The following is a 26507-nucleotide window of genomic DNA, read 5'->3' as shown; positions in this document are numbered from 1 at the left end:
CCGCACGCGTGGTGCGGGGAGCCGGGCCGGTGCCGTCGGATCACGCCCTACCGGGCGGTGCTCCGGGCGGTGCCTCAGGCGGCGTTGCCACCGCGGCGGCGGCGCAGCAGGAAGACCGCGGCTCCGCCGGCCACGACCAGACCGCCGGCGACGGCGGCGATGACCGGGGTGGCGTCACTGCCACCGGTCTGGGCCAGGCCGCCGGTGTTGCCGGGGGCGGTGCTCGGCGGCGCCGGGTGCGCGGTGGTGGCGGTGGCCGACGGGGTGGCGCTGGGGGTGGCCGGCTTGCTGGTGGTCGGGGCCGGGGTGGTCGGCGCCGGGGTCGACGGCTTGGCGGTCGGGGTGGCCGACGGGCTCGGCGTGGTCACGCTGGCGGTCTTGCAGTCCAGGATGCCCTTGAAGTTCTTGGTGAAGCCGTTCGGGCCGGTCACCGTGATGTCGTAGGGGCTGTCCTCGTTGACCGGGACGATCACGGTCTCGATCTTGCCCGACTGGACGGTGACGTCCTTGCCCGGCTTCACCGAGACGGTGCCGGCCTCGTCGCCGCCGTTGGAGACGAAGACCTTCACGCCGTTGGCGACGCACTCGACGACCGCGGAGCTGTCGATCAGCGGGCCCTTGCCGGCCTTCCAGGTCGCCTTGACGGAGTCCTTGACGCCGAGCTTGGTCGAGCCGGCCAGGATCATGGTCTGGCTGTGCTTGTCCGGGGTGTAGCCCTTGCTGAGGAAGACGCGGCCGCTGGGCACGACGGTCTCGGCGGAGGCGGCGACGGCGGCCGTGCCGTCGGCGGTGCCGGCGGGCACGTCCAGGAACAGCTGGGTGTCCTTGGCGATCGGGCCGGCCAGGTCGGTGACCGGCTTGCCGTCCTTGTCGACCAGCTTGACCTTGTCGGCGGAGTCACCGGTGACGGCGAACTTCACCTCGTTGGCGCTGGAGTTGACGGTGAACGGGCCGATCTTGTTGCCGGGCTTGCCGGACGCCGAGTCCGGGGTGAGGCTCAGCGAGGGCTTGGGCTCGGCGGCGATGCCCTTGTTCTTCTGGCTGACGAGGTAGTCGCGCAGCTGCTTGGCCTCGGCGTCGACCGGGATGGCGTTCTTGCCGTCGGAGAACTTCCAGATCGCGGCCTGGGTGCCGGCGGCGGCGTCCTCCTTGGTCAGGTCGCCCTCGACACCGGCGTCGGCGGCCAGCTTCTTGAGGTCGGTGACCTGCGGGTAGGAGTTCTCCAGGATCCAGCGGATCTTGGAGGCGTCCTCGGCCTTGGCCGGGTTGCCCAGCGAGCTCGACTTCCAGTCGGACTCCTGGTACTCGATGCCCTTGGTGATGTCGACCGGGTGGTCGATGTCGATGCAGTACGTCTTGATCTCGCCGTCCGGGGTCTTCAGCGTGAAGAGGCCGCCCTGGATGGAGTGGCTCCCCTCGATGGCGATCTCCTCGCTCATGAGGGTCGGCTGGATCACCGCCGTGACGGCCCCGCCGGGGGCGTCAGCCGCAGCCGCCGCACCGGCCGCGAACAGGCCCCCGCCCAGCGCAACGCTGGTCGCGAGCATGACAGTAGTGATGCGGGGAAGCGTCCGCCCCTGCCTCTGCAACATCTTGGGATCCCTCCGGGCCAGGCCGCGCCGATGGGCAGCCCGCCTTACTTGCCGCGCCCCCTGTGGCGCTGCTTCACGATGTGAACCAGACGCATCCTATGGAGCGCCAGAGGCCCGGAAACCCCCATGCGAAATCAGGACGATTCCGTATCTGGATCGTTATCAACCCTCTCAGTGTCTCCACAAGCTGACGGGCAGCCAGAAATTCGGGATCATTCCACTAACCGAACGGGATTGCGCGTGCGGGTCGCAACACCCTTCTCGATTCACATATTTGTCGACAGTGCTACCGCCTGACCGACACCCCGTCACCCGCTAGGCGACACCCCCGGTTTCCCCCTCGGACGGCGCCCCGACGCCCGCCCCGGCCGGGCTCCGGCCGCGCAGGGCGTCCACGATCCACCCGGGCACCGGCTCGCCGGACGGGGCCTCGGCCGCGCCGGACGGCCCGGACGCCCCGTCAGCGGCCCGCCCCGGCGGGCCTCCCGGAGGGCCGGCGGGGAATCCGCCCGGCGACCCGTTCCGCGCACCCGGCGCCCAGCTGAACCTCGCCGTGCCCCGGCTCAGATCGTGTCCGACCGATCGGGCGTCGATCTCCACCCGACTCCGCTTCACCTCCCCCTCCGCCCACTCCCGCACCCGCAGCCTCCCGCTCACCACCACCGGGTCCCCCTTCGTCAGCGAGTCGATCAGGTGCCCCGCCAGCGCCCGCCAGGCCGTCACCGTCACCCACTGCGTCTCGCCGTCGACCCAGCCGTCCCGCGCCCGGTCGTAGCGCCGCTCGGTCGAGGCCAGCCGGAAGTTCGCGACCGGCACCCCGCCGGGGGTCTGGGCGTAGGTCACCTCGGTCGCGACATTCCCGATCACCGTCACCTGGGTCTCGTTCACAGCACGCTCCGCTCTCTCGGTTGCACCGTACGGAATCGACCGGTGCGCGTTGAGAGTGCGCTTCCCGGGAAATAAGCACCCGGGAGATCCGAAATCCTGTGGACAACTCGGGGCTGTGGAAAACCCATGTCGCCCGCAGGGGTGAATTTCAGCCTTTGTGCGACCATCACACCCAAACCCTGCGGGGCCATGACAAGAATCTCCGGGCCGCCCCGCCGCCCCAGGACACCCCCAGGGGTGGCCCCGGGGACCGTCCGCGCACGTCATCCGACCGAACGAACCCGAATACGGCCCCCCACCCGCGTCGATGCCGGCCTCGGCCGCGACGCTTTCTCCGTGCCGAATCCATAACGGGTGGGCAGACAGCCCCGTAACGAGTGCACAACGTCCGGCGCGGAACACCTCCAGACCGCTGCACTCACGGCCTTCACCTGCGATTATCGGACCGCTCCACCGAGGCCGACACACCAACGGCAGTGTCACAACAGCCGGCCGAGGAACGGGACACCCTTATCCTGTCCCCGACAGGGCAAGGACCCGCCGACCCCCACGCCCAACCCTCAGGCACGGGAGCGGACAGCGGGCGCCGCGCGCCCACCGTCCGATCCCGGCAACGGTCACGCCCATCCGGGCGCAGCCCGTCCCGCCCCCATAGCTCAGCGGATAGAGCACCCGCCTTCTAAGCGGTAGGTCGCAGGTTCGAATCCTGCTGGGGGCGCCACGCAACACCGCGCCACGGGCCACGGCCGGCGCCGCGCGCTTCGCGCATTTCGCGCCCGGCACCGAGCGCGCATAACCCGTGACCATCCGTGTCATGCACTCCCCGAAAAGACCCGTCCGGGGAATTCCGGTGCCGGAAACCCCCGCAACGCCCGCCCGCACGCCCTACGCCGGCGAACCACCCGGGTCCGCGGCCCGGCCGGCGTCCGCCGCACCGCCGCCGCCGTCCGCCGCCAGCCGCGCCAGGTAGGCGTCCAGCAGCTCCGTCTGCCGCCGCGCCGGGAACTCCGCCGGGGCGAACAGCGCCTGCACCACCAGCCCCAGCACGAAGGCCTGCGCCGCCGCCGCGACCTCGGCCGCCGGCGGCCCGGCCGGCAGCTCGCCGAGCCGGCGCGCGGCCTCGACGCACTCCGTCAGCAGCCCGCGCGCCCGCGCGTAGCGCGCCGCGTGCGCCCCGGCCAGCTCCGGATCGGCCAGCGCGACGTCCCAGGAGCCCACCCAGATCCGGTTGCCCGCCCGGCCCGGCCCGTCCAGCGGCAGCACGTCCAGCAACGCCGCCCGCAGCCGCGCCAGCCCCTCGGGCGGCGGCGGCCCCCCGTCGGCCGGCGCGAGCCGCCGCGGCCGGGCCAGCGAGCGCCGGTCCAGCACGTCCAGGGCGTGCGCGACCAGCGCCTTCTTGCTCGGGAAGTAGTGGGTCAGCAGGCCGGTGGAGGCGCCCATCTCGGCGGCCACCGCACGCAGCGTGAGCCCCTCGAAACCCCGGGTGGACAGCACCCGCCAGACCGCCTCGGAGACTTCGGTTCGGCGGGCTTCATGATCTCCACGTGCCGGTGTCATGGGGTTATCTTACGTACCAAACGTTTGTTATGGACGACCGTCGACCCTCGCCGCGAAAGGCCCGCCCATGTTCGCCGTCCCCCTCGCCGAGAACGCCGAGCTCCGCCCGCTGGAGCCCTGGCAGGCGCCCGAGTACCTGGAGCACATCGAGCGCGGCCGCGCCCAGATCGACGCCTGGATCGGCTGGGCCGCGCTCGCCACCGACCTCGACTCGGCCCGTGCCGTCCTGCAGCGCTACGCCGACCGGCAGGCCGCCGACACCGCCCGCCTCTACGGCATCTGGCGGGACGGCACGCTGGTCGGCGGCGTGATGTTCGTGCAGTTCGACGCCAAGGGCGGCACCTGCGAGATCGGCGTCTGGACCGAGCCCGCCGGCCAGGGCCACGGGCTGGTCACCACCGCCGTCCGGCACCTGATCGACTACGCCTTCACCGTCCGGGGCATGCACCGGATCGAGTGGCACAACCGGCCGGAGAACGTCCGCAGCCGCGCGATCGCCCAGCGTCTGGGCTTCACCCTGGAGGGCGTCATGCGGGAGAGCTACCTGCACGGCGGCGTGCACCACGACGGCGAGGTCTGGTCGCTGCTCACCCACGAGTGGCGGTCGCAGGGCGCCCCCGCCTCCTGACGGCCCGGGGACGCGGGGCCGGTGGACGACTCCACCGGCCCCGCCCCGCTCCCCCGCCTCCCCCGGCCCGGCGGAGCAGCGCATCGGCGAACCCGCCCGGGCGGTGCGCGAGCAGGCCCCCGACGTCCCGGCGGCGGCGGGCCGCGGACGTCCTGTCCGAAGCCCCGGCCGCCACCCACCGGGCCTTCGCGCCGGTCGAACGCGGCCTCGGTGGCTACGGCGCCACCCGGCCCCGACCGCCGTCGCGGCGCTCTGGGAGAGTGTCCGCACCCGAGCCCTCCGGAGGTACCCATGGCCACCCGGCCGCTGCTGACCCGCGAGCGCGCCCCGCTGCCCACCGAGACCGACGGCCTGAACGCCCGTCTCGGCGAGGACGGCGTCGCGGTGCTGGAGTTCGACCGCCCGCACCGGCGCAACGCCGTCACCCTGGCGATCTGGCAGGCGCTGCCCGGCGTGCTGAAGCGGCTCGCCGAGGAGCCGAAGGTGCGCGCCCTGCTGGTGACCGGCGCGGGCGGCACCTTCAGCGCCGGCGCGGACATCGACGAACTCGCCGAGGTCTACGGCGATCCGGACCGCGCCGACGCCTACCACGCGGTCAACGTCGCCGCCGAGGAGGCGCTGGCGGCCTTCCCGCACCCGACCCTCGCCGTGGTGCACGGCGCCTGCGTCGGCGGCGGCTGCCAGCTGGCGCTCGCCTGCGACCTGCGGTTCGTCGCGGAGGACGCCCGGCTCGGCATCACCCCGGCCAAGCTGGGCGTGGTCTACCCGGCGGTGCCGACCCTGCGGCTGGCCCGGCTGGTCGGCCCGGCGCGCGCCAAGTACCTGCTGTTCTCCGGCGAGCTGCTGCCCGGACCGCGGGCGGCCGAGCTGGGCCTGGCCGAACGCGTCCTGCCGGCCGCCGAACTGGACGCGGCCGCCCTGGAGTTCGCCCGGCTGCTGACCACCCGCTCGCCGCAGACCATCGGCGCGGTCAAGGCCGCCCTGGCCGTCCCGCCGGAGCGGGCCGCGGCCGCCCTCGCCCCCTGGGAGCGCCGCTCCCGCGAGGCGCCCGACGTCCGCGAGGGCCTCGCCGCCTTCCTGGAGCGCCGCCCGCCCCGGTTCTGAGCCCGGCCCGGCCCGCCCCCTCACGGCCGGGACGGCGCCCCTCGCCCCGGCGGTGGGCGCCGTCCCCGCGCGGGACGGCCCGGGTGGCGTCAGCGGATCGGCAGCCCGGAGAGGGCGCGGGCGATGACCAGCCGCTGGATCTCGCTGGTCCCCTCGAAGATCGAGTAGATCGCGCTGTCCCGGTGCATCCGCTCGACCGGGTACTCCCGGGTGAAGCCGTTGCCGCCGAGGATCTGCATCGCCTGCGCGGTGACCCACTTGGCCGTCTCACCCGCGTAGAGCTTGGACATCGAGCCCTCGGCGGCGGTGAACGGCTGCTGGGTGGCGGCCATCCAGGAGGCCCGCCAGACCAGCAGCCGGGCCGCGTCGATCCGGGTCCTCATGTCGGCCAGCTGGAAGGCCACGCCCTGGTTGTCGATGATCGGGCAGCCGAACTGCACCCGGGTCCCGGCGTAGTCGAGCGCCACCTCGTACGCGGCCCGGGCGATGCCGATCGCCTGCGCGCCGACGGCCGGGCGGGAGGCCTCGAAGGTGGCCATCGCGGCGTTCCGTCCGCCCTTGCGGACGCCCTCGCGGGCCCGCGCCAGGCGCTCGTCCAGCTTCTCCCTGCCGCCGAGCAGGCAGTGGCCGGGCACCCGGACGGCGTCCAGGACCACCTCGGCGGTGTGCGAGGCGCGGATGCCGTGCTTCTTGAACTTCTGGCCCTGGCTGAGGCCGGGCGTGCCCGGCGGCACCACGAAGGACGCCTGCCCGCGCGCGCCGAGCGCCGGGTCGACGGTCGCCACGACCACGTGGACGGCGGCGATCCCGCCGTTGGTGGCCCAGGTCTTGGTGCCGTTCAGCACCCACTCGTCGGCGGCCTCGTCGTACACGGCCCGGGTGCGCAGCGCGGAGACGTCGGAGCCGGCGTCCGGCTCGGAGGAGCAGAAGGCGGCCACCTTGACGTCGTCCGGGGTGCCGAACATCTGCGGCGCCCAGGTGCCGATCTGCTCGTCGGTGCCGTTGGCGAGCACCGCGACGGCGGCGAGGGTGGTGCCGACGATGGACAGGCCGAGGCCGGCGTCGCCCCAGAACAGCTCCTCCATGGCGATCGGGATGCCCACGCCGGAGGGGTCGAAGTACTGCTGGGCGTAGAAGTCGAGCGAGTAGATTCCGAGCCTGGCGGCCTCCTGGATGATCGGCCAGGGGGTCTCCTCGCGCTCGTCCCACTCGGCGGCGGCGGGCCGCATGACGCCGGCGGCGAAGCCGTGCAGCCAGTCGCGGACGGCGAGCTGGTCCGGACCCGGGTCCAGCGAGAAGGTGCTCATGGGTGGGGGCCTCCGAGGAAGGGTGCGACCGACCGGGGCGTTACCGCCGGTAACATCGTCGGAGTCTGCTACTGCTTGGTAACCGGTGTCAACGCCCGCACCCACACGAAACGAGGGAACCGCGCATGGACCCAGAGCCCCGCCGGGAACAGCTGCTCAACGCCGCCGACCGGGTCGTCCAGCGCGAGGGCCCCGGCGCCAGCATGAACGCCATCGCCGCCGAGGCCGGCATCACCAAGCCGATCCTCTACCGGCACTTCGGCGACCGGAACGGCCTGGTCAGGGCCCTGACCGAGCGCCACACCGGCGGGCTGCTGGCCGCCGTGCGGGCCGCGCTCGCCGAACCCCTGGAGCGCCGCGACCGGGTCGAGCACGTGCTGGACACCTACCTCGCCGGGATCGAGGCCCGCCCGCAGGTCTACCGGCTGCTCACCCACCCCGAGCCGGGCGACCCGAGCGGGGCGGGCAACGCGCTGGCCCCGGCGCTCCAGCAGATCGCCGAGGAGATCACCCGGGCCGTCGCCGACCAGATCGACCTCGGAGCCGACCGCGAGCTGGTCGCCGAGGCCTGGGGCCGGGCCATCACCGGCATGGTGCTGGCGGCCGGCGACTGGTGGCTGGAGTCCCGGCCGTGCTCGCGCACCCGGATGGTCCAGGTGCTCGCCGACCTGCTCTGGGGCCGGCTGGCGGCGGCCGCCGACCTGCCGACCGCCGCACTGCCCGCCGGCCCGGCACCGGATTCCGCCGACTGACCCGGGGCGGGGCCCCGGGCGGCGGTCCCGCCCCGGCGTCTTGTGGCGGACATGCCGGTCCGGCATCATCGGGCCCCACCCTCGCCGGCCCCGGAGGTCCCGTTGCGCCCACTCCGCACCGCCGCCACCCTGCTGCTCGCCGCCGCCCTGGCCCTCCCCGCCGCCCCGGCCCGGGCCCGACCCGCCTCCCCCGCACCGCCGTTCCCCACCGGCACGGCCACCGCCCCGGACGGCCGCACCGACCTCACCGACGCCTTCGGCCGCCGGCTCCGGCTGCGCGGCTTCAACCTCGACAAGTACGCCGAGGCCACCGAACAGGACGTCCGGTCGGTCGCCGCGCAGGGCTTCACGCTGATCCGCCTGCCGGTCTCCTGGACCAGGCTGGAGCCCGCCCGCGGCCGCCTCGACCCCGCCGAACTGGCCCGGCTGCGGCGGCTCCTCGGCTGGGCCGACCGCTACGGCGTGCTCGTGCTGGTCGATCTCCACCAGGACGTCTACGGCCCGCGGTTCGTCGGCGGCACCGGCGGCATCCCGCCCTGGGCCACCCGCGACGACGGCCTGCCCTTCGAGGCGGACCCCGACGACTGGTTCGCCGGTTACTTCCAGCCCGCCGTCCAGGCCGCCTTCCGGCACCTCTACGACGACCCCGACCTGCGCGCCTGGCAGGCCGACTTCTACACCCGGCTGGCCCGCGAACTGCGCGGCCACCGCTCGCTGCTGGGCTACGACCTGTTCAACGAGCCGTTCGGCCCGGTGGACGGCGACCCCGCCGACCCGGAGGCGCTGGCCCGCGCGGCCGCCGAGCTGGAGCAGGGCCGGCTCGCCGCCATGTACCGCCGGCTGATCGCCGCCGTCCGCCGGGCCGACTCCCGCGCCTGGCTGTTCGTCGAGCCGACGGTGCTGGTCGGCCAGGGCGTCCCGACCCGGCTGCCCGGCTTCGCCGACCCCCGCCCGGGCGCGCCCCGGCTCGGCTACGCGCCGCACTTCTACGACACCGCCGTCGAGTCCGGGGCCGACTGGGACCCGTCCGGCGGCTTCGTCGAGCGCTACACCGCCGCCGTCACCGCCTACCCCGCCGCCCACCGGCTGCCGGTGCTGGTCGGCGAGTGGGGCCCGCCGAACTCCCGCACGCCCGGCAACACCCTGCTGGTGCGCCGCCAGGTGGACGCGATGGACGGCTTCGCGGCCGGCTGGGCGATGTGGTACTGGTGCCGGGGCAACGGCGGCTACTGCGCGCTCGACCCCGCCGGGCGGCCCGCCCCGGGCGCCGAGCCGGCCTTCGGCCCGTACCCGGTCGCGGTCGCCGGCGGCGCCGCCCGCACCACGTCGGACGGCGCCCGGCACACCGTCCGCTGGCAGGCCGACGGCACCGGCCGGGCCACCGAACTCGTCCTGCCGGCCGCCGCGTTCCCCGCCGGCGCCCGGATCGCCGTCCACCCGGCCGGCGCCCTCGCCGAGCTCGACCAGCCGAGCGGCGAGCGGGCCGGCCGCGTCCGGGTCCGGCTCCCGCACGCCCGCCCGGGCACCCCGGTCACCGTCACCGTCGAACCGCGCTGAGGGCCGCGCCCGGCGGCACCGACCGTGCCGCCGGGCATCCCGCCGGGCCGTCCCGCCGGGGTCAGGCCAGTCCGCGCCGGGCCAGCAGCGGCCCGGTCTCCGGATCGCGTCCGACCACCGCGCGGAAGGAGTCCAGCGCGTCCCGGCCGTCGCCGCGCGCCAGCAGCTCCCGCCGGAAGACCTCGCCGCTCTCCCGCACCCCGCGGCCGTTGCCCTTGAACCACTCCACCGTGTCGGCGTCCAGCACCTCCGACCAGATGTACGCGTAGTAGCCCGCGCTGTACCCGCCCGCGAAGATGTGCCCGAAGTAGGTGGTCCGGTAGCGCGGCGGGACCGCCGCCACCGCCAGGCCGGCCTCGGCCAGCGCCGCCGCCTCGAACTCCCGGGCGTCCGCGACCTCCCGGCCCTCCGGCAGGGTGTGCCAGGCCCAGTCCAGCAGCGCCGCCGCCAGGTACTCGACGGTCCGGAAGCCCTGCCCGAAGGACTCCGCCGCCTCCATCCGCCCGACCAGCTCCGCCGGCAGCGGCTCACCCGTCTCGTGGTGCCGGGCGTAGTTGGCCAGCACCTCCGGCCGGACCATCCACATCTCGTTGACCTGCGAGGGGAACTCCACGAAGTCCCGCGGCACCGCGGTGCCCGCGACGTACGGGTAGCGGACGTCCGAGAACAGCCCGTGCAGCGCGTGGCCGAACTCGTGGAACAGCGTGCGGACCTCGTCCCAGGAGAGCAGCACCGGCTCGCCGGGGGCCGGCTTGGCGATGTTCAGGTTGTTGTAGACCACCGGCCGCTGCCCCAGCAGGCCGGACTGGCTGACCAGTTCGTCCATCCAGGCGCCGCCGCGCTTGGACGCCCGGGCGTGGAAGTCGCCCAGGAACAGGCCCAGCGCCCCGCCGTCCGCGTCGAACACCTCGAAGACCCGGGTGTCCGGGTGGTAGCCGACGAGGTCGGGCCGCTCGGTGAAGGTCACCCCGTAGGCCAGGTTGGCGGCGAAGAACACGCCGTCCCGCAGCACCCGCTCCAGCTCGAAGTAGGGGCGCAGGGCCGCCGCGTCCACCTGGTACGAGGCCTGCCGGACCTGCTCCGAGTAGTACGCCCAGTCGTGCGCGGCGATCTCGTCGATGCCGTCGGCGGCGGCCAGCTTGGCCAGCTCCTCGGCCTCGCGGCGGGCGTTGGCCACGGCCGGCGGCACCAGCCGGGCGAGCAGCGCGTCCACCGCCTCGACGGTGCCGGCCGTCTCGTCGGCCACCACGTAGGCGGCGTGGGTGTCGTGGCCGAGCAGCCGGGCCCGCTCGGCGCGCAGCGCGGCCATCCGGATCGCCAGCGGGCCGTTGGTGTCGACGGCGCGGTCCAGCGAGGCGGCGAGCAGCCGCTCGCGCACCGAGCGGTCGGTGAGCGAGGCGAGTTCGGTCTGGTTGGAGAAGTTCTTCAGGCTCAGCACGAAGCCGTCCGGGTGCCCGAGCGCCCGGCCGTTCTCGGCGGCGGCCGCGATCTCGTCCGCCGAGAGGCCCGCCAGCTGCTCGGCGGAGTCCAGCACCAGCGCCCGGGCCTGCGAGTCGGCGGACACGTTCTGCCGGAACTCCGAGGAGGCGGCGGCGAGTTCGGTGTTGATCGCGCGCAGCCGGGACTGCTCCTCGGCGCCCAGCCGGGCACCGGCCCGGACGAACGCCGTGTGCCGGCGCTCCAGCAGCCGCAGCGTCTGCGGGTCCGCGTCCAGGTCGGCGCGGCGGGCGTGCAGCTCCTCGATCCGGGCGAAGAGCGCGGCGTCCAGGTGGATCGCGTCCCGGTGCGCGGCCAGCCGGGGGCTGATCTCGGCGTCGATCCGGTCGACCTCGGGGGTGGTGTCGGCGGCGGAGTGGTTCTCGAACACCACCTTGACCCGGTGCAGCAGCCTCCCCGAGCGCTCCAGCGCGACCAGGGTGTTCTCGACCGTCGGCGGCTGCGGGTCGGCGGTGATCGCGGCGATCTCGGCGAGCTGCTCGGCCATCCCGCGCTCGAAGGCGGGCAGGTAGTGCTCCGGCCGGATCTCGGCGAACGGCGGCAGTTCGTAGGCCAGGGTGCTGGGCCTGAAGAACGGGTTCTCGGTCATTTCGCCGACCTTACGCGCTGTCATCGGCGCTGCCCACACCCCTTTGCCGCACCGTCCGGCGGACCCGGCGCGGGGGCGCCCCGGGACACCGCCCGGGCGCCCTCCGGACCCGCCGCCGGACGGTGCGGCTCCGGTTGTCGTACCCTCCCGCTACCGTCGACACCGGCCGGCCGTGCGCCCCCGGACGACCCGGCCGACACCACGAACCCACCGGCAGCACGACCCCGGCCCGCAGCCCGTACCGCGATCCCCGTCGCGGTCCGCACCGAACAGGCCGCACCGAACAGGCCGCACCGCACAGTCCGCACCGCACAGTCCGCACGAGAGGAGGAGCCCCCGTGGCACCCCGGATCGCCCTCGCCCCCGACCCGCACGGCCCCGGCGGCCGGCTCCGGCCGCTCGACGACGCGGGCGCCCCGCTCGGCCCGCCCGAACCCGTCCCCGACCTCGCCGCCGCCGTCGCCGCCCGGGAGGCCGCCGAGCACCCCCGGTGGGTGTGGGCCGCCGCCGACTCCGGCTACGCCCCGCTGCTCCCCCGGCTGCCCGACCGCCTCGCCCGCTGCCACGACCTGCGGCTGGTGGAGGCGCTGCTGCTCGCCCACGAGGGCCGGTTCGGCGCCCCGCGCTCGCTCGGCGCCGGCTGGGCCCGGCTGCGCGGCCTGCCCGTCCCCGCCGACCTGCCCGAGCCCGGCTCCGCCGAGGCCGGCGACGGCCAGGACACCCTGTTCGCCCCCGACCGGCTCCAGCTGCCGCCCGGCACCGACCCGCTGACCGCCGTGGTCGCCGTGCACGCCGAACAGCAGCGCCGGCTCGCCGCGATCGCCGACCCGGCCGCCCGCGCCCGCTTCCGGCTGCTGGTCGCCGCCGAGTCGGCGGGCGCGCTGGCCGCCGCCGAGATGGCCGACGACGGCCTGCCCTGGAGCGTCGACGTCCACGACCGGCTGCTCACCGACCTGCTCGGCCCGCGCCCCACCGTCCCCGGCACCCAGCCGCGGCTGCTCGCCGAACTCGCCGTCGAGCTCCAGCGGGCGCTCGGCGGGCGCCCGTTCAACCCGGACTCGCACAGCCAGGTGCTGCGTGCCTTCGCCGACGCGGGCATCCCGCTCGGCTCCACCCGCTCCTGGGAGCTGAAGACGATCGACCACCCGGCGGCCCGGCTGCTGGTCCGCTACAAGGAGCTGTCCCGGATCCACGTCGCGCACGGCTGGGCCTGGCAGGACGCCTGGGCGCGCGGCGGCCGGTTCCGCCCCGAGTACGTGGTCGGCGGCGTGGTCTCCGGCCGCTGGGCCAGCCGCGGCGGCGGGGCACTGCAGATCCCGCGCATCCTGCGCCGCGCCGTGGTCGCCGACCCCGGCTGGCTGCTGGTGGTCGCGGACGCCGCCCAGCTGGAGCCGCGGGTGCTCGCGGCGCTCTCCCAGGACGCCGGGCTGGCCCGCACCGCCGCCGGCGGCGACCTCTACGAGGCACTGGCCGCCACCGCCTTCCACGGCGACCGCGACAAGGCCAAGCTGGGCCTGCTCGGCGCCATGTACGGCCAGACCAGCGGCGACATCGGCCCGCTGCTGGCCACCCTGCGCAACCGCTACCCGGCCGCGATGGGCTACGTCGAGGCGGCCGCCCGCACCGGCGAGGACGGCGGCGTGGTCGCCTCCCGACTGGGCCGCCCCTGCCCGCCCGCCACCGCGGACTTCCTCGACCTCACCGAGGCGCCCGAGACGGCGGGCGACGCCGGCGGCCGCTCGGCCCGCGCCCGCGGCCGGTTCACCCGCAACTTCGTCATCCAGGCCAGCGCCGCCGACTGGGCCCTCGCACTGCTGGCCGCGCTGCGCCGCCGGCTCGCCGAGCTCCCGGTCGCCACCGCGGCCGACCGCCCGCACCTGGTGTTCTTCCAGCACGACGAGGTGATGGTGCACACCCCCGCCAACCTCGCCGACGAGGTGGCGGCGGCGGTCGACGCGGCGGCCGACGAGGCCCGCCGACTGGTCTTCGGCGACACCCCGGTGCGGTTCCCGCTCAGCACCGCCGTGGTGGAGTGCTACGCCGACGCCAAGTGAGCCCTCACAGCTTGCGGTAGCCGCGCGCCTCCTCGGCGGCGGCCACCACCTCGGCCAGCGCCGCACCGGTCGAGGCGGTCACCGCCGCGGCCACCGCCCCCTCCACGAACGGCGCGTCGACCAGCACCACGCCGGGCCGCGGCGCGTCCTCCAGCACGGTCACCGCCGTCAGCACCGAGCTCCCGAGGTCCGGCAGCACCGCGACGCCCGCCCCGGTGTCCGCCTCGGCCACGGCCCGCGCGATCAGCTCGTAGCTGGTCCCGAGCCCGCCCTCCTCGGTCCCGCCCGCCACCACCACCCGCACCTCGTCCGAGGCGAGCTCCGCCAGCAGCTCCTTCAACCCGCCGGCCAGCGCCGCGCTGTGCGAGACCAGAACGATGCCCACGTGTCCACTCATGCTCCCGACCCTAGAGGCTGTACTCCACCCGGGTGAGTCACGTCCGGCGTGTCGGATTCCGTGCCGCCGGCCCCCGTCTGGCGTAGCGTCGGGGCAGCACCGTCTGCCGAGGGGAGCGCGTACGCCGTGAAGAAGCTCATCAACGACGCGGAGACCGTCCTGGAGGACGCGCTGGCCGGGGTGGCCGCCGCCCATCCGGAGCTGGCGGTGGACATCGCCAACCGGGTGATCACCCGGGCCGTGCGGCCGGCCGCGCCCAAGGTGGCGCTGGTCTCCGGCGGAGGGTCCGGGCACGAGCCCCTGCACGGCGGCTTCGTGGGGCCCGGCATGCTGGACGCGGCCTGCCCCGGCGAGGTGTTCACCTCCCCCGTCCCGGACCAGATGCTGGCGGCCGCCAAGGCCGTGGACTCCGGCGCCGGCGTGGTGTTCGTGGTGAAGAACTACACCGGCGACGTGATGAACTTCGAGCTCGCCGCGGAGCTGGCCGCCGAGGAGGGCATCGAGGTCCGCACGGTGCTGGTCAACGACGACGTCGCGGTGGAGGACTCCACCTGGACGGCCGGGCGGCGCGGCACCGGCGCCACGGTGCTGGTGGAGAAGATCGCGGGCGCGCTGGCCGAGCGCGGCGCGCCGCTGGACGAGGTGGCCGCCCTCGGTGAGCGGGTGAACGCGGCCTCCCGCTCGTTCGCCGTCGCGCTGACCGCGGCGACCGTCCCGGCGGCGGGCAAGCCCGGCTTCGAGCTGGCCGAGGACGAGATCGAGGTGGGCGTCGGCATCCACGGCGAGCCGGGGCGGCGCCGGGAGCGGCTGCGCCCGGCCCGCGAGCTGGTCGCCGAGGTGGTGGAGACGATCCTCGCCGACCACCGCCTGGCCGCCGGCGACGAGGTGATCGCCCTGGTCAACGGTCTGGGCGCGACGCCGCTGATGGAGCTGTACATCGTCTTCGGCGAGGTCGCCGCCCGGCTGGCCGAGCGCGGCATCACGGTGGCCCGCAGCCTGGTCGGCAACTACGTGACCAGCCTGGACATGGCCGGTTTCTCGCTCACCCTCACCAAGGCCGACGGCCCGCTGCTGGAGCTGTGGGACGCCCCGGCGGACACCCCCGCCCTCAAGCGCGCCTGACCGGCGGAGAACAGGAGCACCCGAGATGGACGTCGACACCCGGCTGGCCGAGGCCTGGGTCCGCGCGTTGGCCGCCGCGGTCGAGAAGGAGCACGGACGGCTCACCGAACTGGACTCGGCGATCGGCGACGGCGACCACGGCAGCAACCTGCGGCGCGGCTTCACCGCCGTGCTGGCCGCCCTGGACGCGCCGGACGCCCCGGCCCCCGCCGGGCCCGGGGCGGTGTTGACCAAGACCGGCACCACACTGATCTCCAAGGTCGGCGGCGCCTCCGGCCCCCTCTACGGCAAGGCGTTCCGGGCGATCGGCGCCGCACTGCCGCAGCCCGGCGAAGCGCCCGCCGACGCCGCCGGGCTCGGCGAGGCGCTGGCGGCCGGTCTGCGGGCCGTGCGGGAGCTCGGCAAGGCCGAGCCGGGCGACAAGACCATCGTCGACGCGTGGACGCCCGCACTGGACGCCTACCGGGCGGCGGTGGCCGCCGGCGCCGGCCTGCCGGAGGCCGCGGCGGCCGCCGCGGCGGGCGCCGAGCGGGGCGCCCTGGACACCGTGCCGCTGCAGGCCCGCAAGGGGCGCGCCTCCTACCTGGGCCCACGCAGCGTCGGCCACCAGGACCCGGGCGCGACCTCCACCACCCTGCTCTTCCGCGCCCTCGCCGAGGCTGCCGGGAACTGAGTCAGGCGGCGTCGGTGCGGGTGATCAGCAGCAGCAGCGCGTCGTCCCGCAGTTCGCCCCCGGTGTGCGCCAGCAGGTCGGCGTAGACCCGCCCGACCGCCGCCTCCAGCTCCGCCGCGGAGCGGGCCGCGCCCCGCACCAGCGGGCCGACCCGCTCCCCGAGCGGGTAGAACACGCCGCTGTGCCGGTGCCTGGCCTCGATCACGCCGTCGGTGCAGAGCACCAGCACGTCGTCGGTGCCGAACGGCTGGTCCCAGGTGCTCGGCTCGCCGCGGGCCAGCCGGCCGAGGCCGAGCGGCACCCACGGGTCCGGCGCGTCCAGGATGTGCACCCGGCCCTCCGGGTCGACCCGGATCGGCGGGACGTGCCCGTACTGGAGCAGCTGGACCACGCCGGGCCGGCGGAACTCGGCGAACAGCGCGGTGGTGAACTCCCCGTCCGGCACGTGCCGCTCGACACTGGCCTCGATCCGGGCCGCCACCCCGCGCAGCCCGGCCTCGTCGTACGCGGCCTCCCGGAAGGCGCCCAGCACCACGGCGGCGGTCTGCACCGCGCCGAGCCCCTTGCCGCGCACGTCGCCGACCGCGACCCGGGTGCCGTACGGGGTCTCCAGGACGGAGTAGAGGTCCCCGCCGATCCTCGACGCGTCGGCGGCGGAGACGTAGCGCACGGCGAGGTGCAGCGGTCCGACGACCGGCCCGGGCAGCCGCAGCAGGGCGCGCTGCGCCGCCTCCGCGACGGAGCTGACCGCGGCGTAGGCGGCGGCCCGGCGCATCCGGATCCGGGCGACCCAGGCGGAGAACACCGAGAGCAGCAGGTAGCTGACCATCGCGCCCCACAGGAAGCGGACGTCGTTGATGTTGTCGACCTGGTCGTAGTGGCTGAGGCCGAAGACGGCGAGCAGGCCGATCGAGCAGACGCCGAGCAGTTCGAGCGGCCGCAGGGTGAGCGCGGCGATGCTGGGGACGACGGTCATCAGCGGCGCGAGGTAGCGGTCCTGGCCGGAGTAGAGGTCGGCGATCCCGACCAGCACGATCGCGATCAGCGCCGGGGCGGCCCGCCGCCAGAACGGGATGTCGAGCAGGTCGACGGCGAGCAGCGCGTTGCGCCGCCGGGCCGGAGGCTGCCCGACGCCGGTCGGATCGGACGGCGACTGGGCACGGCGGAGCGGAGACACATACCGAACATAACGGACGATCAGCACGTCCACCCCCGCACCCCCGCCGCGACGGCGCCCACGGCCCCGCCGGCCGCCCGAATCCGCCCAGGTGGCGAGGCGGATCCCGGCGCAGCGTGTCCGGCCGCCTACGCTCTGCTCTCGGAGCGCGCGCCGACGCCGCCCGGGGACACCCGGGCGCGATCCGGAATGCGATCCACACCACATCATCCGTATCCCTACAGAATACCCCTTAGGGGTATGGTGGCAGTATCAGCCGGGCCCGGGCTTGCGCTCGCGGCCGTACCGACCTTCCGGAGGCCCCGATGTCCAGCACCATCACCTACACCGTCACCGGCATGAGCTGCGGACACTGCGAGAGCTCCGTCAGCAAGGAGCTCTCCACCCTCACCGGGGTGACCGAGGTGTCCGCCGACGCCAAGGCCGGCACGGTGACCGTCTCCGCGGCGGCCCCGCTGGACGACGAGCTGGTGCGTGCCGCCGTCGACGAGGCCGGCTACGAGCTGGTCGGCCGCGCCGCCTGAGAGCCCCCGCCGCGCGGTGGGGGCCCGGCGAACCCCGCCCCCGCCGCGCCCTCCCCTAGGAGCTGATCAGCACATGAGCACCTCCACCTCGGGCTCCACCTCCCCGGACACGGCGACCGCCACCACCGGCCAGGAGGACCCCACCGCGGTCCGCGAACGCGTCGAACTGTCGATCGGCGGCATGACCTGCGCCGCCTGCGCCGCCCGGATCGAGAAGAAGCTGAACCGGATGACGGGCGTCGAGGCCACCGTCAACTACGCCACCGAGAAGGCCCGGGTCGAGTTCGCGCCGGACGTGACCGTGGCCGACCTCATCGCCACCGTGGAGAACACCGGCTACACCGCCGAACTCCCCCCGCCGCCGATACCCGCCACCCCCGCCGAGGCCCCCGCCGGTACGGACACCCGCCCGCCGGCGGCCGACCCGCTGCTCGACCGGCTGCTCGTCAGCGCCGTGCTCAGCCTGCCGGTGGTCCTCTGGTCGATGGTCCCCACCCTCCAGTTCACCAACTGGCAGTGGCTCGCCTTCGCCCTCACCGGCCCCGTCGTGGTCTACGGCGGCCTGCCCTTCCACCGCGCCGCCTGGACCAACCTCAAGCACGGCGCGGCGACCATGGACACCCTGGTCTCGCTCGGCACCCTGGCCGCCTTCGGCTGGTCCTTCTGGGCCCTGTTCTGGGGCGACGCCGGGACGCCCGGCATGCGGCACGAGTTCTCGTTCTCGGTCGGCGACACCGACGCCTCGTCCATGCTCTACCTGGAGACGGCCTCCGCCGTCACCGTGCTGATCCTGCTCGGCCGCTACCTGGAGGCCCGCTCCAAGCGCCGCGCCGGAGCCGCCCTGCACGCCCTGCTGGACCTCGGCGCCAAGGACGTCGCGGTGCTGCAGGGCGGCCGCGAGGTCCGGCTGCCCGTCGAGCACCTCACCGTCGGGACCCGCTTCGTGGTCCGCCCCGGCGAGAAGATCGCCACCGACGGCGTGGTGGTCGAGGGCGCCTCCGCCGTCGACGCCTCGATGCTCACCGGCGAGTCCGTGCCGGTCGAGGTCGCCGTCGGCGACACCGTCACCGGCGCCACCGTCAACGCCGGCGGCCGTCTGGTGGTCGAGGCCACCCGGGTCGGCGCCGACACCCGGCTCGCCCGGATGGCCCAGCTGGTCGATGAGGCACAGAGCGGCAAGGCCGCCGCCCAGCGGCTCGCCGACCGGATCTCCGCCGTCTTCGTGCCCGTGGTGATCCTCATCGCGCTCGGCACCCTGCTCACCTGGCTGCTGACCACCGAGAGCGCCACCGAGGCGTTCACCGCCGCCGTCGCCGTGCTGATCATCGCCTGCCCCTGCGCCCTCGGCCTGGCCACCCCGACCGCCCTGATGGTCGGCACCGGCCGCGGCGCCCAGCTCGGCATCCTCATCAAGGGCCCCGAGGTCCTGGAGAACACCCGCCGCGTCGACACCGTCGTCCTCGACAAGACCGGCACCGTCACCACCGGCCGGATGACCCTGCTCGCCGTCCGCACCGTCGAGGGCGTCACCGAGGAGCAGGCGCTGCGCCTGGCCGGCGCCGTCGAGCACGCCTCCGAGCACCCGATCGCCGCCGCGATCGCCGCCGCGGCCGCCGAGCGGCTCGGCGCCCTGCCCGCCGTCGAGGGCTTCGCGAACGTCCCCGGTCTGGGCGTCCGGGGCGTGGTGGAGGGCCACGCGGTGGTCGCCGGCCGGGAGGCCCTGCTCGCCGAGCACGGCCTGCCGCTGCCCGCCGCGCTCGCCGAGGCCAAGCGCGCCGCCGAGGCCGCCGGACGGACCACCGTCGCGGTCGGCTGGGACGGCGAGGCCCGGGCCGTGCTGGAGGTCGCCGACGCGGTCAAGCCCACCAGCGCCGAGGCGATCGCCGAACTGCGCGCCCTCGGCCTGCGGCCGGTGCTGCTCACCGGGGACAACCGGCTGGTGGCCGAGGCCGTCGCCGCCGAGGTCGGCATCCCCGCCGAGGACGTGCAGGCGGAGGTGCTGCCGGAGGACAAGGTGGCCGCCGTCGAGATCCTCCAGGCCGAGGGCCGGATCGTCGCGATGGTCGGCGACGGCGTCAACGACGCCGCCGCGCTCGCCCAGGCCGACCTCGGCCTGGCCATGGGCACCGGCACCGACGCCGCCATCGAGGCGAGCGACCTGACCCTGGTCCGCGGCGACCTGCGCTCGGCCGCCGACGCCATCCGGCTCTCCCGCAGGACCCTCGGCACCATCAAGGGCAACCTGTTCTGGGCCTTCGGCTACAACGTGGCGGCGATCCCGCTGGCCGCCGCGGGCCTGCTCAACCCGATGATCGCCGGTGCCACGATGGCCTTCTCCTCGGTCTTCGTGCTCACCAACAGCCTCCGGCTGCGCCGTTTCCGGGCCGCCTGACCCGGGCACCCCGGGAACCGGCAGGGCCCGTACCGCTCGTGCGGTACGGGCCCTGCGGCGTCGGCGCCCGGCTCAGCGGCCGAGCAGCTCGCCGCCGTTGCAGTGCAGGATCTCGCCGGTGATGAACCCGGCCTCCGGCGAGGCCAGGAAGTGGACCGCCGCCGCCACCTCCCCGGTCTCCCCGATCCGCCCGAGCAGCGTCCGGGCCGCCCGCCGGGAGACCTCGGCGTCGTCCAGCCGCGGCCCGAAGAACTCGGTGCCCGCCACCGTCCCCGGCGCCACGATGTTGGCGGTGATGCCCGAGGTGCCGAGCTGGGCGGCGAGGAAGTGGTTCCAGGCGTGCAGCGAGGCCTTCGCCGCACCGTACGAGCCGGCCCCGCGCAGGGCGGCGATCGAGCTGATGGTGACCACCCGGCCGGAGCCCGGGGTGAGCCGGTCGCGGATCGACTCGGTGAGCAGGACCACGGTCAGCACGTTGCGCTCGAAGTCCCCGCGCCAGCGGGCCAGCAGGGCGTGCGGCCCGGCCCCGATCACGGTCTCCCGGCTGCCCGCGTTGTTCACCAGCACGTCGATCCGCTCCGGCAGCCCGGCCAGCGCGGCCTCCACGGCGTCCGGATCGGCGAGGTCGCAGACCAGCGGGGTCACGTTCGGCCCGAGGGCCGCGGCGGCGTCCTCCAGCACCGCCCGCCGACGGCCGACGATCACGACCCGTTCGCCCGCCTCGGCGAACCGCCGTGCCACCTCGTACCCGATCCCCGTGCCACCGCCGGTGACAACCACGTTCCTGGTCATCTGCGCACTCCCTCCCCAGCTCCGCCGCCACGCTGCAAGGTGCGGGACGGTCCGTACCGGAATGCCACGATTCCTATCACGCTCGGTTGCCGTGACTGCGGGGAGGGTGACGTCGCGCCCGCCGCGAGGTGTGGTATGGGGGCGGCACCGCGTGCACACGGAGCGTGGCGAGAGGCAGCTCACACCCCCCCGGCGTAACTTCTCACACGCTGATACGTCTTAGGTTGGTAGTGCGGCAGTTTTACCGGTGGGCGGAGACGTGGCGAACGGCACAGCGTCGACGCACCGCCGCCACTGCCGCCGACGGGGCTCCGGCGGGCCCCGGGTCGGTCGCCGACGGTTTGGCGGCCTTCGCGCACGACGCCGGGGTGTGGCGGGACCAGGGACGCTTTGAGCGGCCGTCCCGGGTCCACCGCCGCCCCCGGAGTCGTGCGCCGGACGTTGCGCGACAGCACACACGAGGGCCCGGCCGCAGGAGTGCGGCCGGGCCCTCGTGGCACGGTGTCAGGGCGTGCGCATGGCGTCAGTGCGGGTGCACGGCGTCAGCGGGCGTCGATCTCGACGTAGTCACGGATCGCGGTGCCGGTGTAGATCTGGCGCGGACGGCCGATCCGGCTGGTCGGGTCGTTGATCATCTCGTGCCAGTGGGCGATCCAGCCCGGCAGCCGGCCGAGGGCGAACAGCACGGTGAACATGCTGGTCGGGAAGCCCATGGCGCGGTAGATCAGACCGGTGTAGAAGTCCACGTTCGGGTAGAGCTTGCGCGAGACGAAGAAGTCGTCCTTGAGCGCGTGCTCCTCCAGCTTGAGCGCGATCTCCAGCAGCTCGTCGGACTTGCCGAGCTGGCCGAGCACCTCGTGGGCGAGCAGCTTCACCTGGGCGGCGCGCGGGTCGAACGCCTTGTAGACCCGGTGGCCGAAGCCCATCAGCTTGACGCCGGCTTCCTTGTTCTTCACCTTCGTGATGAAGGCGTCGACGTCGCCGCCGTCCTTCTGGATGCTCTCCAGCATCTCCAGCACGGCCTGGTTGGCGCCGCCGTGCAGCGGGCCCCACAGCGCCGAGATGCCCGCCGAGATCGAGGCGAACAGGTTGGCGTGGCTGGAGCCGACCAGGCGCACGGTGGAGGTCGAGCAGTTCTGCTCGTGGTCCGCGTGCAGGATGAGCAGCTTGTCCAGCGCGTTGACGATGACCGGGTTGAGCTCGTAGTCCTCGGCCGGGACCGCGAAGGTCATCCGGAGGAGGTTCTCGACGTAGCTCAGGTCGTTGCGCGGGTAGACGAAGGGCTGGCCCATCGCCTTCTTGTACGCGTACGCCGCGATGGTCGGGAGCTTCGCCAGCAGGCGGACCGTCGACAGGTGGCGCTGGGCCGCGTCGAACGGGTTGTGGCTCTCCGGGTAGAACGTCGACAGCGCGCCGACCACCGAGGACAGCATCGCCATCGGGTGCGCGTCCCGCGGGAAGCCCTGGAAGAAGCGCTTGACGTCCTCGTGCAGCAGGGTGTGCTGGGTGATCTCGCGGTTGAACTGCGCGAGCTGCTCGGAGTTCGGCAGCTCGCCGTTGATCAGCAGGTACGCGGTCTCGATGAAGTCACCCTTGCCGGCGAGCTGCTCGATCGGGTAACCGCGGTACCGCAGGATGCCGTTGTCACCGTCCACGAAGGTGATCGCGGACTTGTAGGCGGCGGTGTTGCCGAAGCCGTTGTCCAGGGTGACCAGGCCGGTCTGCGGGAGCAGCTTCGAGATGTCGAAGCCGGCGTTGCCCGCAGTGCTCTCGACGACGGGGTACTCGTACTCGCCGTCCTGGTACCGCAGTACTACCGAGTTGTCGCTCACGTCTTCCTCACCGACGAAATGAATCCTCTTCCAAGGTGCCCTGACTGTCTCTACCATCCCCCATCCGGCGGACAGCCGCGCACCCGGGGTGACCCGAAAGGGCCCGCCCCTACAAAACCTGCCGCCGCCGCCGGTACGAACCGGACAAGATCGGCACCCCACCAGGCTCTGCCGTAAATCTCTTCACGTCAAGAGAACAATAGAGGCAACCATCCCTTGGAGAATCATCCAGACGCAAGCCGGTGGTCCAGCGCCGCATGCCTCCGACCTGCACTGACACTGCGAACCGCCTGCCCGATCGCTTTCCGTGACCCCACCAGCACGACCAGTTTTCGGGCCCTGGTCACCGCCGTGTAGAGCAGATTTCGCTGGAGCATCGTCCAAGCGGACATAGTGACCGGAATCACCACCACGGGGTACTCGCTCCCCTGCGACCGATGGATCGTCACCGCGTAGGCGTGCGCCAACTCGTCCAGCTCGTCGAAGTCGTAGGGCACCTCCTCGTCCTCGTCCGTCAGCACCGTCAGGCGCTGGTCGTCCGCACTGAGGGACGTCACCACTCCCACCGTGCCGTTGAAGACCCCGTTGCGCCCCTTGTCGTAGTTGTTGCGGATCTGGGTGACCTTGTCCCCCACCCGGAACGTCCGCCCGCCGAACCGCCGCTCCGCCAGCCCCTCCCGGGCCGGCGTCACCGCCGCCTGCAACAGCGTGTTGAGGTTCCCCGCCCCGGCCGGGCCGCGGTGCATCGGCGCCAGCACCTGGACGTCCCGCCGGGCGTCGTAGCCGAACCTCTGCGGGATCCGCCGCGCCACCACGTCCACCGTCAGCCCCGCCGCCAGCTCCGCGTCCTCCTCCGCGAACAGGAAGAAGTCCGGCAGGCCCTCGGTCTGCGGCGGCAGTCCCTCGTTGATCCGGTGCGCGTTGGTCACCACGCCCGACTGCTGCGCCTGGCGGAAGATCCTGGTCAGCCGCACCGACGGGATCGGCCCGCCCTCGGCCAGCAGGTCCCGCAGCACCTCGCCCGCCCCCACCGACGGCAGCTGGTCCACGTCCCCCACGAACAGCAGGTGCGCCCCCGGCGCCACCGCCTTGACCAGCTTGTTCGCCAGGATCAGGTCCAGCATCGACGCCTCGTCGACCACCACCAGGTCCGCGTCCAGCGGCCGGTCCCGGTCGTACGCGGCATCCCCGCCCGGCCGCAGCTCCAGCAGCCGGTGCACCGTCGAGGCCTCCACCCCGGTCAGCTCCGCCAGCCGCTTCGCCGCCCGCCCGGTCGGCGCCGCCAGCACCACCTTGGCCCGCTTCGCCAGCGCCAGCGTGACGATCGACTTCACCGTGAACGACTTGCCGCACCCGGGCCCGCCGGTCAGCACCGCGACCTTCTCGGTCAGCGCCAGCCGCACCGACTGCTCCTGCTCCGGCGCCAGCTCCGCGCCCGTCTTCCGCGCCAGCCAGCCCAGCGCCGCCGGCCAGTCGACGTCCGCGAACCACGGCATCCGGTCGGCGTCCGCCCGCAGCAGCCGCAGCAACTGGTTGGCCAGCGAGATCTCCGCCCGGTGGAACGGCACCAGGTACACGGCCGTGATCGGCTCGCCGCCCTCGCCCGGGACCTGCTCGCGCACCACCCCCTCCACCGCCACCAGCTCCGCCAGGCAGTCGATCACCAGCCCCACGTCCACCTGGAGCAGCTTCACGCCGTCCGCGATCAGCCGCTCCTCCGGCAGGTAGCAGTGCCCCTGGTCGCTGCTCTGCGACAGCGCGTACTGCAGCCCCGCCTTGACCCGCTCCGGGCTGTCGTGCGGAATGCCCACGGCCTGCGCGATCCGGTCCGCGGTGAGGAAGCCGATGCCCCAGACGTCCGAGGCCAGCCGGTACGGCTCGTTCTTCACCACCCCGATCGAGCCGTCCTCGTACTGTTTGTAGATCCGTACAGCCAGCGAGGTCGAGACCCCGACCCCCTGCAGGAAGACCATCACCTCCTTGATGGCCTTCTGCTCCTCCCACGCGGCCGCGATCTTCTTCGTCCGCTTCGGACCGAGCCCCGGCACCTCGATCAGCCGCCCGGGCTCGTTCTCGATCACCTCCAGGGTGTCCACCCCGAACCGCTCGACGATCCGCTCGGCGAACCGCGGCCCGATCCCCTTGATCAGCCCCGACCCCAGGTACCGCTGGATGCCCTGCACGGTGGCCGGCAGCACCGTCGTGTAGTTCTCCACCACGAACTGCCGCCCGTACTGAGGATGCGACCCCCACCGCCCGTGCAGCCTCAGCGACTCCCCCGGCTGCGCGCCGAGCAGGGCGCCCACCACGGTCAGCAGGTCGTTGCCGCCCCGCCCGGTGTCGACCCGGGCCACCGTGTAGCCGGTCTCCTCGTTGGCGTAGGTGATCCGCTCCAGCACGCCCTCGACCTCGGCCAACTGGCGGGGCGCCGCCGCCTGTCCCGTCCCGCCGGGGGCGGCGGTCCGCGCCCCTGTCTGCCTGGCCATCGGGCCCCCTTCACCGTGCGGGACGACTTCCGCTACGCACCGTACCGTCCGGGTGCGACACCGCGGGCCCGGGTGCCAGGCTGGGAGGACGAGGAGGGCCGGCTCCGTCGTCCGTCCTCCGTCGTCGAAGGGCAGCGCACCATGCTCACCACCGCCTTCCGTCCCGGCTCCCCCATCTGGCTCGACCTCACCAGCCCGGACACCCCGGCCTCGGTCTCCTTCTACACCGGGGTGTTCGACTGGACGTACGCCTCGGCCGGCCCCGAGGCCGGCGGCTACGGCTTCTTCCGGCAGGACGGCCGGACGGTCGCCGCGCTCGGCCCGTTCACCGAGGCCCACGCCCGCCCCGCCTGGACGGTCTACTTCTGCACCCTCGACGCCGACCGCACCACGGCCCTGGTCCGCGACGCCGGCGGCCGGGTCCGCTTCGCCCCGTTCAACGTCTTCACCAGCGGCCGGATGGCGGGCTACACCGACCCCACCGGCGCCGACTTCGCGGTCTGGCAGCCGCACGACCTGCGCGGCCTGGACACCGTCACCGAGCCCGGAAGCCTCTGCTGGACGGAGTGCCACACCATCGACGCCGAGGCGGCGAAGGCCTTCTACCGCACCGTCTTCGCCTGGCAGGAACAGGACGTCCCGACCGACGGGCTGCTGTACACCGTCCTCACCCCGTCCGGCGGCGGCACCGAGGACGCCCACGGCGGCATCGTGCAGCTCGGCCCCGAGCAGACCGCCGCCGGCACCTCCTCGCACTGGCTCCCCTACTTCGAGGTCCCCGACGTCGACGCCCGCCTCGCCACCGCGGAACGCCTCGGCGCCACCGTCCGGATCCCCGCCACGGACGTCCACGGCGTCGGCCGCCTCGGCCGGCTCGTGGACCCGCAAGGAGCCGTCTTCGCCGTCATCACCAGCCGACCGCCCGGCACATGACGTCGGATCACGCCAGAAGGGCCTTCCAGGGCCTCCTAGAGTGTGATCATGAACGATCTGACCATCCGCCGGGCCACCGGCGACGACCTGCCGGCCGTCGTGGCCATGCTCGCCGACGACCCGCTGGGCGCGACCCGCGAGAGCCCGGACGACCTCACCCCGTACCGCACCGCCTTCGCCCGCATCGACGCCGACCCGCACCAGCACCTCGTGGTCGCCGAACGCGCCGGCCGGACGATCGGCACCCTTCAGCTGACCGTCATCCCGGGCCTCTCCCGGAAGGGCTCGACCCGCACCGTCATCGAGGCCGTCCGGATCCACGCCGACGAACGCGGCACCGGCCTGGGCACCGACCTGATCCAATGGGCGATCGACCGCTCCCGCGAACTCGACGCCGACCTGGTCCAGCTCACCTCCGACGCCACCCGCACCGACGCGCACCGCTTCTACGAGCGCCTCGGCTTCGTCCCGTCCCACCTCGGCTTCAAGCTCGCGCTCTGATCCGTCCGGGAAACGCAAAGAACCCCCGCCGGTATCCCCGGCGGGGGTTCTCCACAAAGATTGTTCGGCGGCGTCCTACTCTCCCACAGGGTCCCCCCTGCAGTACCATCGGCGCTGTGAGGCTTAGCTTCCGGGTTCGGAATGTAACCGGGC

21 protein-coding genes, 1 tRNA gene and 1 rRNA gene are annotated in these 26507 nt (G+C 74.0%); 12 read left to right on the top strand and 11 right to left on the bottom strand.

The genetic code is table 11. The features are described from left to right. Window positions 1–74: 74 nt before the first annotated feature. Together ACFVFS_RS35515 and ACFVFS_RS35510 are read right to left on the bottom strand one after the other, a co-directional pair. Window positions 75–1592 (bottom strand): Cys-Gln thioester bond-forming surface protein, encoded by a 1518-nt coding sequence (locus ACFVFS_RS35515; protein ID WP_380629038.1) that lies wholly within the window; start codon window positions 1590–1592, stop codon window positions 75–77. Window positions 1593–1907: 315 nt separating this feature from the next. After that, a complete protein-coding gene (locus ACFVFS_RS35510; RefSeq protein ID WP_380629037.1) occupies window positions 1908–2480 on the bottom strand; it encodes a single-stranded DNA-binding protein in 573 nt (190 codons plus the stop codon). Between the two features lie 645 nt (window positions 2481–3125). Between ACFVFS_RS35510 and ACFVFS_RS35505 the strand changes: the two genes are divergently transcribed. Then, window positions 3126–3201, top strand: a tRNA-Arg gene (locus ACFVFS_RS35505). Between the two features lie 164 nt (window positions 3202–3365). Here the strand turns inward: ACFVFS_RS35505 and ACFVFS_RS35500 are convergent. Continuing rightward, window positions 3366–4037: a TetR/AcrR family transcriptional regulator gene (locus ACFVFS_RS35500; RefSeq protein ID WP_380629036.1), complete on the bottom strand. Its 672-nt coding sequence runs from the start codon at window positions 4035–4037 to the stop codon at window positions 3366–3368. A 67-nt stretch (window positions 4038–4104) separates the two neighbouring features. On the opposite strand from ACFVFS_RS35500, the gene ACFVFS_RS35495 reads away from it, so the two are divergent. Together ACFVFS_RS35495 and ACFVFS_RS35490 are read left to right on the top strand one after the other, a co-directional pair. Beyond that, complete coding sequence (locus ACFVFS_RS35495; RefSeq protein ID WP_380629034.1) at window positions 4105–4665, top strand: GNAT family N-acetyltransferase; 561 nt, start codon at window positions 4105–4107, stop codon at window positions 4663–4665. Window positions 4666–4956: 291 nt separating this feature from the next. Then, window positions 4957–5769: an enoyl-CoA hydratase/isomerase family protein gene (locus ACFVFS_RS35490; RefSeq protein ID WP_380629033.1), complete on the top strand. Its 813-nt coding sequence runs from the start codon at window positions 4957–4959 to the stop codon at window positions 5767–5769. 89 nt (window positions 5770–5858) lie between these two features. Here ACFVFS_RS35490 and ACFVFS_RS35485 read toward each other — a convergent pair whose 3' ends face one another. Continuing rightward, window positions 5859–7076, bottom strand: a complete 1218-nt coding sequence (locus ACFVFS_RS35485; protein ID WP_380629032.1) for an acyl-CoA dehydrogenase family protein — start codon at window positions 7074–7076, stop codon at window positions 5859–5861. Between the two features lie 125 nt (window positions 7077–7201). Between ACFVFS_RS35485 and ACFVFS_RS35480 the strand changes: the two genes are divergently transcribed. Further along, on the top strand, window positions 7202–7828 hold the full coding sequence (locus ACFVFS_RS35480) for a TetR family transcriptional regulator (RefSeq protein WP_380629030.1): 627 nt from the start codon (window positions 7202–7204) through the stop codon (window positions 7826–7828). Window positions 7829–7930: 102 nt separating this feature from the next. After that, entirely contained in the window at window positions 7931–9385 is a 1455-nt protein-coding gene (locus ACFVFS_RS35475; RefSeq protein ID WP_380629028.1) for a cellulase family glycosylhydrolase, read from the top strand. A 61-nt stretch (window positions 9386–9446) separates the two neighbouring features. Here the strand turns inward: ACFVFS_RS35475 and ACFVFS_RS35470 are convergent, their stop codons facing one another. Next, window positions 9447–11471: a M3 family metallopeptidase gene (locus ACFVFS_RS35470; RefSeq protein ID WP_380629027.1), complete on the bottom strand. Its 2025-nt coding sequence runs from the start codon at window positions 11469–11471 to the stop codon at window positions 9447–9449. A 338-nt stretch (window positions 11472–11809) separates the two neighbouring features. Between ACFVFS_RS35470 and ACFVFS_RS35465 the strand changes: the two genes are divergently transcribed. Next, window positions 11810–13525 (top strand): bifunctional 3'-5' exonuclease/DNA polymerase, encoded by a 1716-nt coding sequence (locus ACFVFS_RS35465; protein WP_380629026.1) that lies wholly within the window; start codon window positions 11810–11812, stop codon window positions 13523–13525. 4 nt (window positions 13526–13529) lie between these two features. Here ACFVFS_RS35465 and dhaM read toward each other — a convergent pair whose 3' ends face one another. Further along, the gene (dhaM, locus tag ACFVFS_RS35460; RefSeq protein WP_376096710.1) at window positions 13530–13922 is read right to left on the bottom strand and encodes a dihydroxyacetone kinase phosphoryl donor subunit DhaM; all 393 of its coding nucleotides are present in this window, start codon (window positions 13920–13922) and stop codon (window positions 13530–13532) included. Window positions 13923–14048: 126 nt separating this feature from the next. On the opposite strand from dhaM, the gene dhaK reads away from it, so the two are divergent. Together dhaK and dhaL are read left to right on the top strand one after the other, a co-directional pair. Next, entirely contained in the window at window positions 14049–15044 is a 996-nt protein-coding gene (dhaK, locus tag ACFVFS_RS35455) for a dihydroxyacetone kinase subunit DhaK (protein ID WP_380629024.1), read from the top strand. A 25-nt stretch (window positions 15045–15069) separates the two neighbouring features. Next, a complete protein-coding gene (gene dhaL, locus ACFVFS_RS35450) occupies window positions 15070–15717 on the top strand; it encodes a dihydroxyacetone kinase subunit DhaL (RefSeq protein ID WP_380629022.1) in 648 nt (215 codons plus the stop codon). A gap of 1 nt (window position 15718) precedes the next feature. On the opposite strand, the gene ACFVFS_RS35445 is transcribed toward dhaL, so the two are convergent. Beyond that, window positions 15719–16894 carry a PP2C family protein-serine/threonine phosphatase gene (locus ACFVFS_RS35445; protein ID WP_380629021.1) on the bottom strand — a complete coding sequence of 392 codons (1176 nt, stop codon included), beginning with the start codon at window positions 16892–16894 and terminating at the stop codon, window positions 15719–15721. Window positions 16895–17199: 305 nt separating this feature from the next. Between ACFVFS_RS35445 and ACFVFS_RS35440 the strand changes: the two genes are divergently transcribed. Both ACFVFS_RS35440 and ACFVFS_RS35435 read left to right on the top strand, forming a co-directional pair. Next, entirely contained in the window at window positions 17200–17418 is a 219-nt protein-coding gene (locus ACFVFS_RS35440; protein ID WP_376096721.1) for a heavy-metal-associated domain-containing protein, read from the top strand. A gap of 73 nt (window positions 17419–17491) precedes the next feature. Next, window positions 17492–19810, top strand: coding sequence for a heavy metal translocating P-type ATPase (locus tag ACFVFS_RS35435; protein WP_380629019.1), 2319 nt, complete (start codon window positions 17492–17494; stop codon window positions 19808–19810). 72 nt (window positions 19811–19882) lie between these two features. Here the strand turns inward: ACFVFS_RS35435 and ACFVFS_RS35430 are convergent, their stop codons facing one another. From ACFVFS_RS35430 to ACFVFS_RS35420, 3 genes are all read right to left on the bottom strand, one after another. After that, on the bottom strand, window positions 19883–20602 hold the full coding sequence (locus ACFVFS_RS35430; RefSeq protein ID WP_380629018.1) for an SDR family NAD(P)-dependent oxidoreductase: 720 nt from the start codon (window positions 20600–20602) through the stop codon (window positions 19883–19885). Between the two features lie 542 nt (window positions 20603–21144). Next, the gene (locus ACFVFS_RS35425; protein WP_380629017.1) at window positions 21145–22434 is read right to left on the bottom strand and encodes a citrate synthase; all 1290 of its coding nucleotides are present in this window, start codon (window positions 22432–22434) and stop codon (window positions 21145–21147) included. A gap of 224 nt (window positions 22435–22658) precedes the next feature. Beyond that, a complete protein-coding gene (locus ACFVFS_RS35420) occupies window positions 22659–24920 on the bottom strand; it encodes an ATP-dependent RecD-like DNA helicase (RefSeq protein ID WP_380629016.1) in 2262 nt (753 codons plus the stop codon). A gap of 72 nt (window positions 24921–24992) precedes the next feature. On the opposite strand from ACFVFS_RS35420, the gene ACFVFS_RS35415 reads away from it, so the two are divergent. Together ACFVFS_RS35415 and ACFVFS_RS35410 are read left to right on the top strand one after the other, a co-directional pair. Next, entirely contained in the window at window positions 24993–25853 is an 861-nt protein-coding gene (locus ACFVFS_RS35415) for a VOC family protein (RefSeq protein ID WP_380629015.1), read from the top strand. Window positions 25854–25901: 48 nt separating this feature from the next. Then, window positions 25902–26354, top strand: a complete 453-nt coding sequence (locus tag ACFVFS_RS35410; RefSeq protein WP_380629014.1) for a GNAT family N-acetyltransferase — start codon at window positions 25902–25904, stop codon at window positions 26352–26354. 62 nt (window positions 26355–26416) lie between these two features. Here ACFVFS_RS35410 and rrf read toward each other — a convergent pair. Then, window positions 26417–26507 (bottom strand): 5S ribosomal RNA (rrf, locus tag ACFVFS_RS35405); the annotation flags it as partial.

Origin of the sequence: Kitasatospora sp. NPDC057692 (assembly GCF_042799475.1) — a bacterium.
GTDB lineage: Bacteria > Actinomycetota > Actinomycetes > Streptomycetales > Streptomycetaceae > Kitasatospora.
The sequence above is the reverse complement of the archived record's forward strand: the minus strand, read 5'-3'. Positions and strand labels throughout refer to the sequence as shown.

Bases quoted from the DNA above. Each gene is read 5' to 3' on its own strand.
- ACFVFS_RS35495 (WP_380629034.1), top strand. From the start codon at position 4,105: ATGTTCGCCGTCCCCCTCGCCGAGAACGCCGAGCTCCGCCCGCTGGAG.
- ACFVFS_RS35500 (WP_380629036.1), bottom strand. From the start codon at position 4,037: ATGACACCGGCACGTGGAGATCATGAAGCCCGCCGAACCGAAGTCTCC.
- ACFVFS_RS35430 (WP_380629018.1), bottom strand. From the start codon at position 20,602: ATGACCAGGAACGTGGTTGTCACCGGCGGTGGCACGGGGATCGGGTAC.
- ACFVFS_RS35435 (WP_380629019.1), top strand. From the start codon at position 17,492: ATGAGCACCTCCACCTCGGGCTCCACCTCCCCGGACACGGCGACCGCC.
- dhaL (WP_380629022.1), top strand. From the start codon at position 15,070: ATGGACGTCGACACCCGGCTGGCCGAGGCCTGGGTCCGCGCGTTGGCC.
- ACFVFS_RS35470 (WP_380629027.1), bottom strand. From the start codon at position 11,471: ATGACCGAGAACCCGTTCTTCAGGCCCAGCACCCTGGCCTACGAACTG.
- dhaM (WP_376096710.1), bottom strand. From the start codon at position 13,922: ATGAGTGGACACGTGGGCATCGTTCTGGTCTCGCACAGCGCGGCGCTG.
- ACFVFS_RS35485 (WP_380629032.1), bottom strand. From the start codon at position 7,076: ATGAGCACCTTCTCGCTGGACCCGGGTCCGGACCAGCTCGCCGTCCGC.
- ACFVFS_RS35420 (WP_380629016.1), bottom strand. From the start codon at position 24,920: ATGGCCAGGCAGACAGGGGCGCGGACCGCCGCCCCCGGCGGGACGGGA.
- ACFVFS_RS35480 (WP_380629030.1), top strand. From the start codon at position 7,202: ATGGACCCAGAGCCCCGCCGGGAACAGCTGCTCAACGCCGCCGACCGG.
- ACFVFS_RS35440 (WP_376096721.1), top strand. From the start codon at position 17,200: ATGTCCAGCACCATCACCTACACCGTCACCGGCATGAGCTGCGGACAC.
- ACFVFS_RS35515 (WP_380629038.1), bottom strand. From the start codon at position 1,592: ATGTTGCAGAGGCAGGGGCGGACGCTTCCCCGCATCACTACTGTCATG.
- ACFVFS_RS35410 (WP_380629014.1), top strand. From the start codon at position 25,902: ATGAACGATCTGACCATCCGCCGGGCCACCGGCGACGACCTGCCGGCC.
- ACFVFS_RS35490 (WP_380629033.1), top strand. From the start codon at position 4,957: ATGGCCACCCGGCCGCTGCTGACCCGCGAGCGCGCCCCGCTGCCCACC.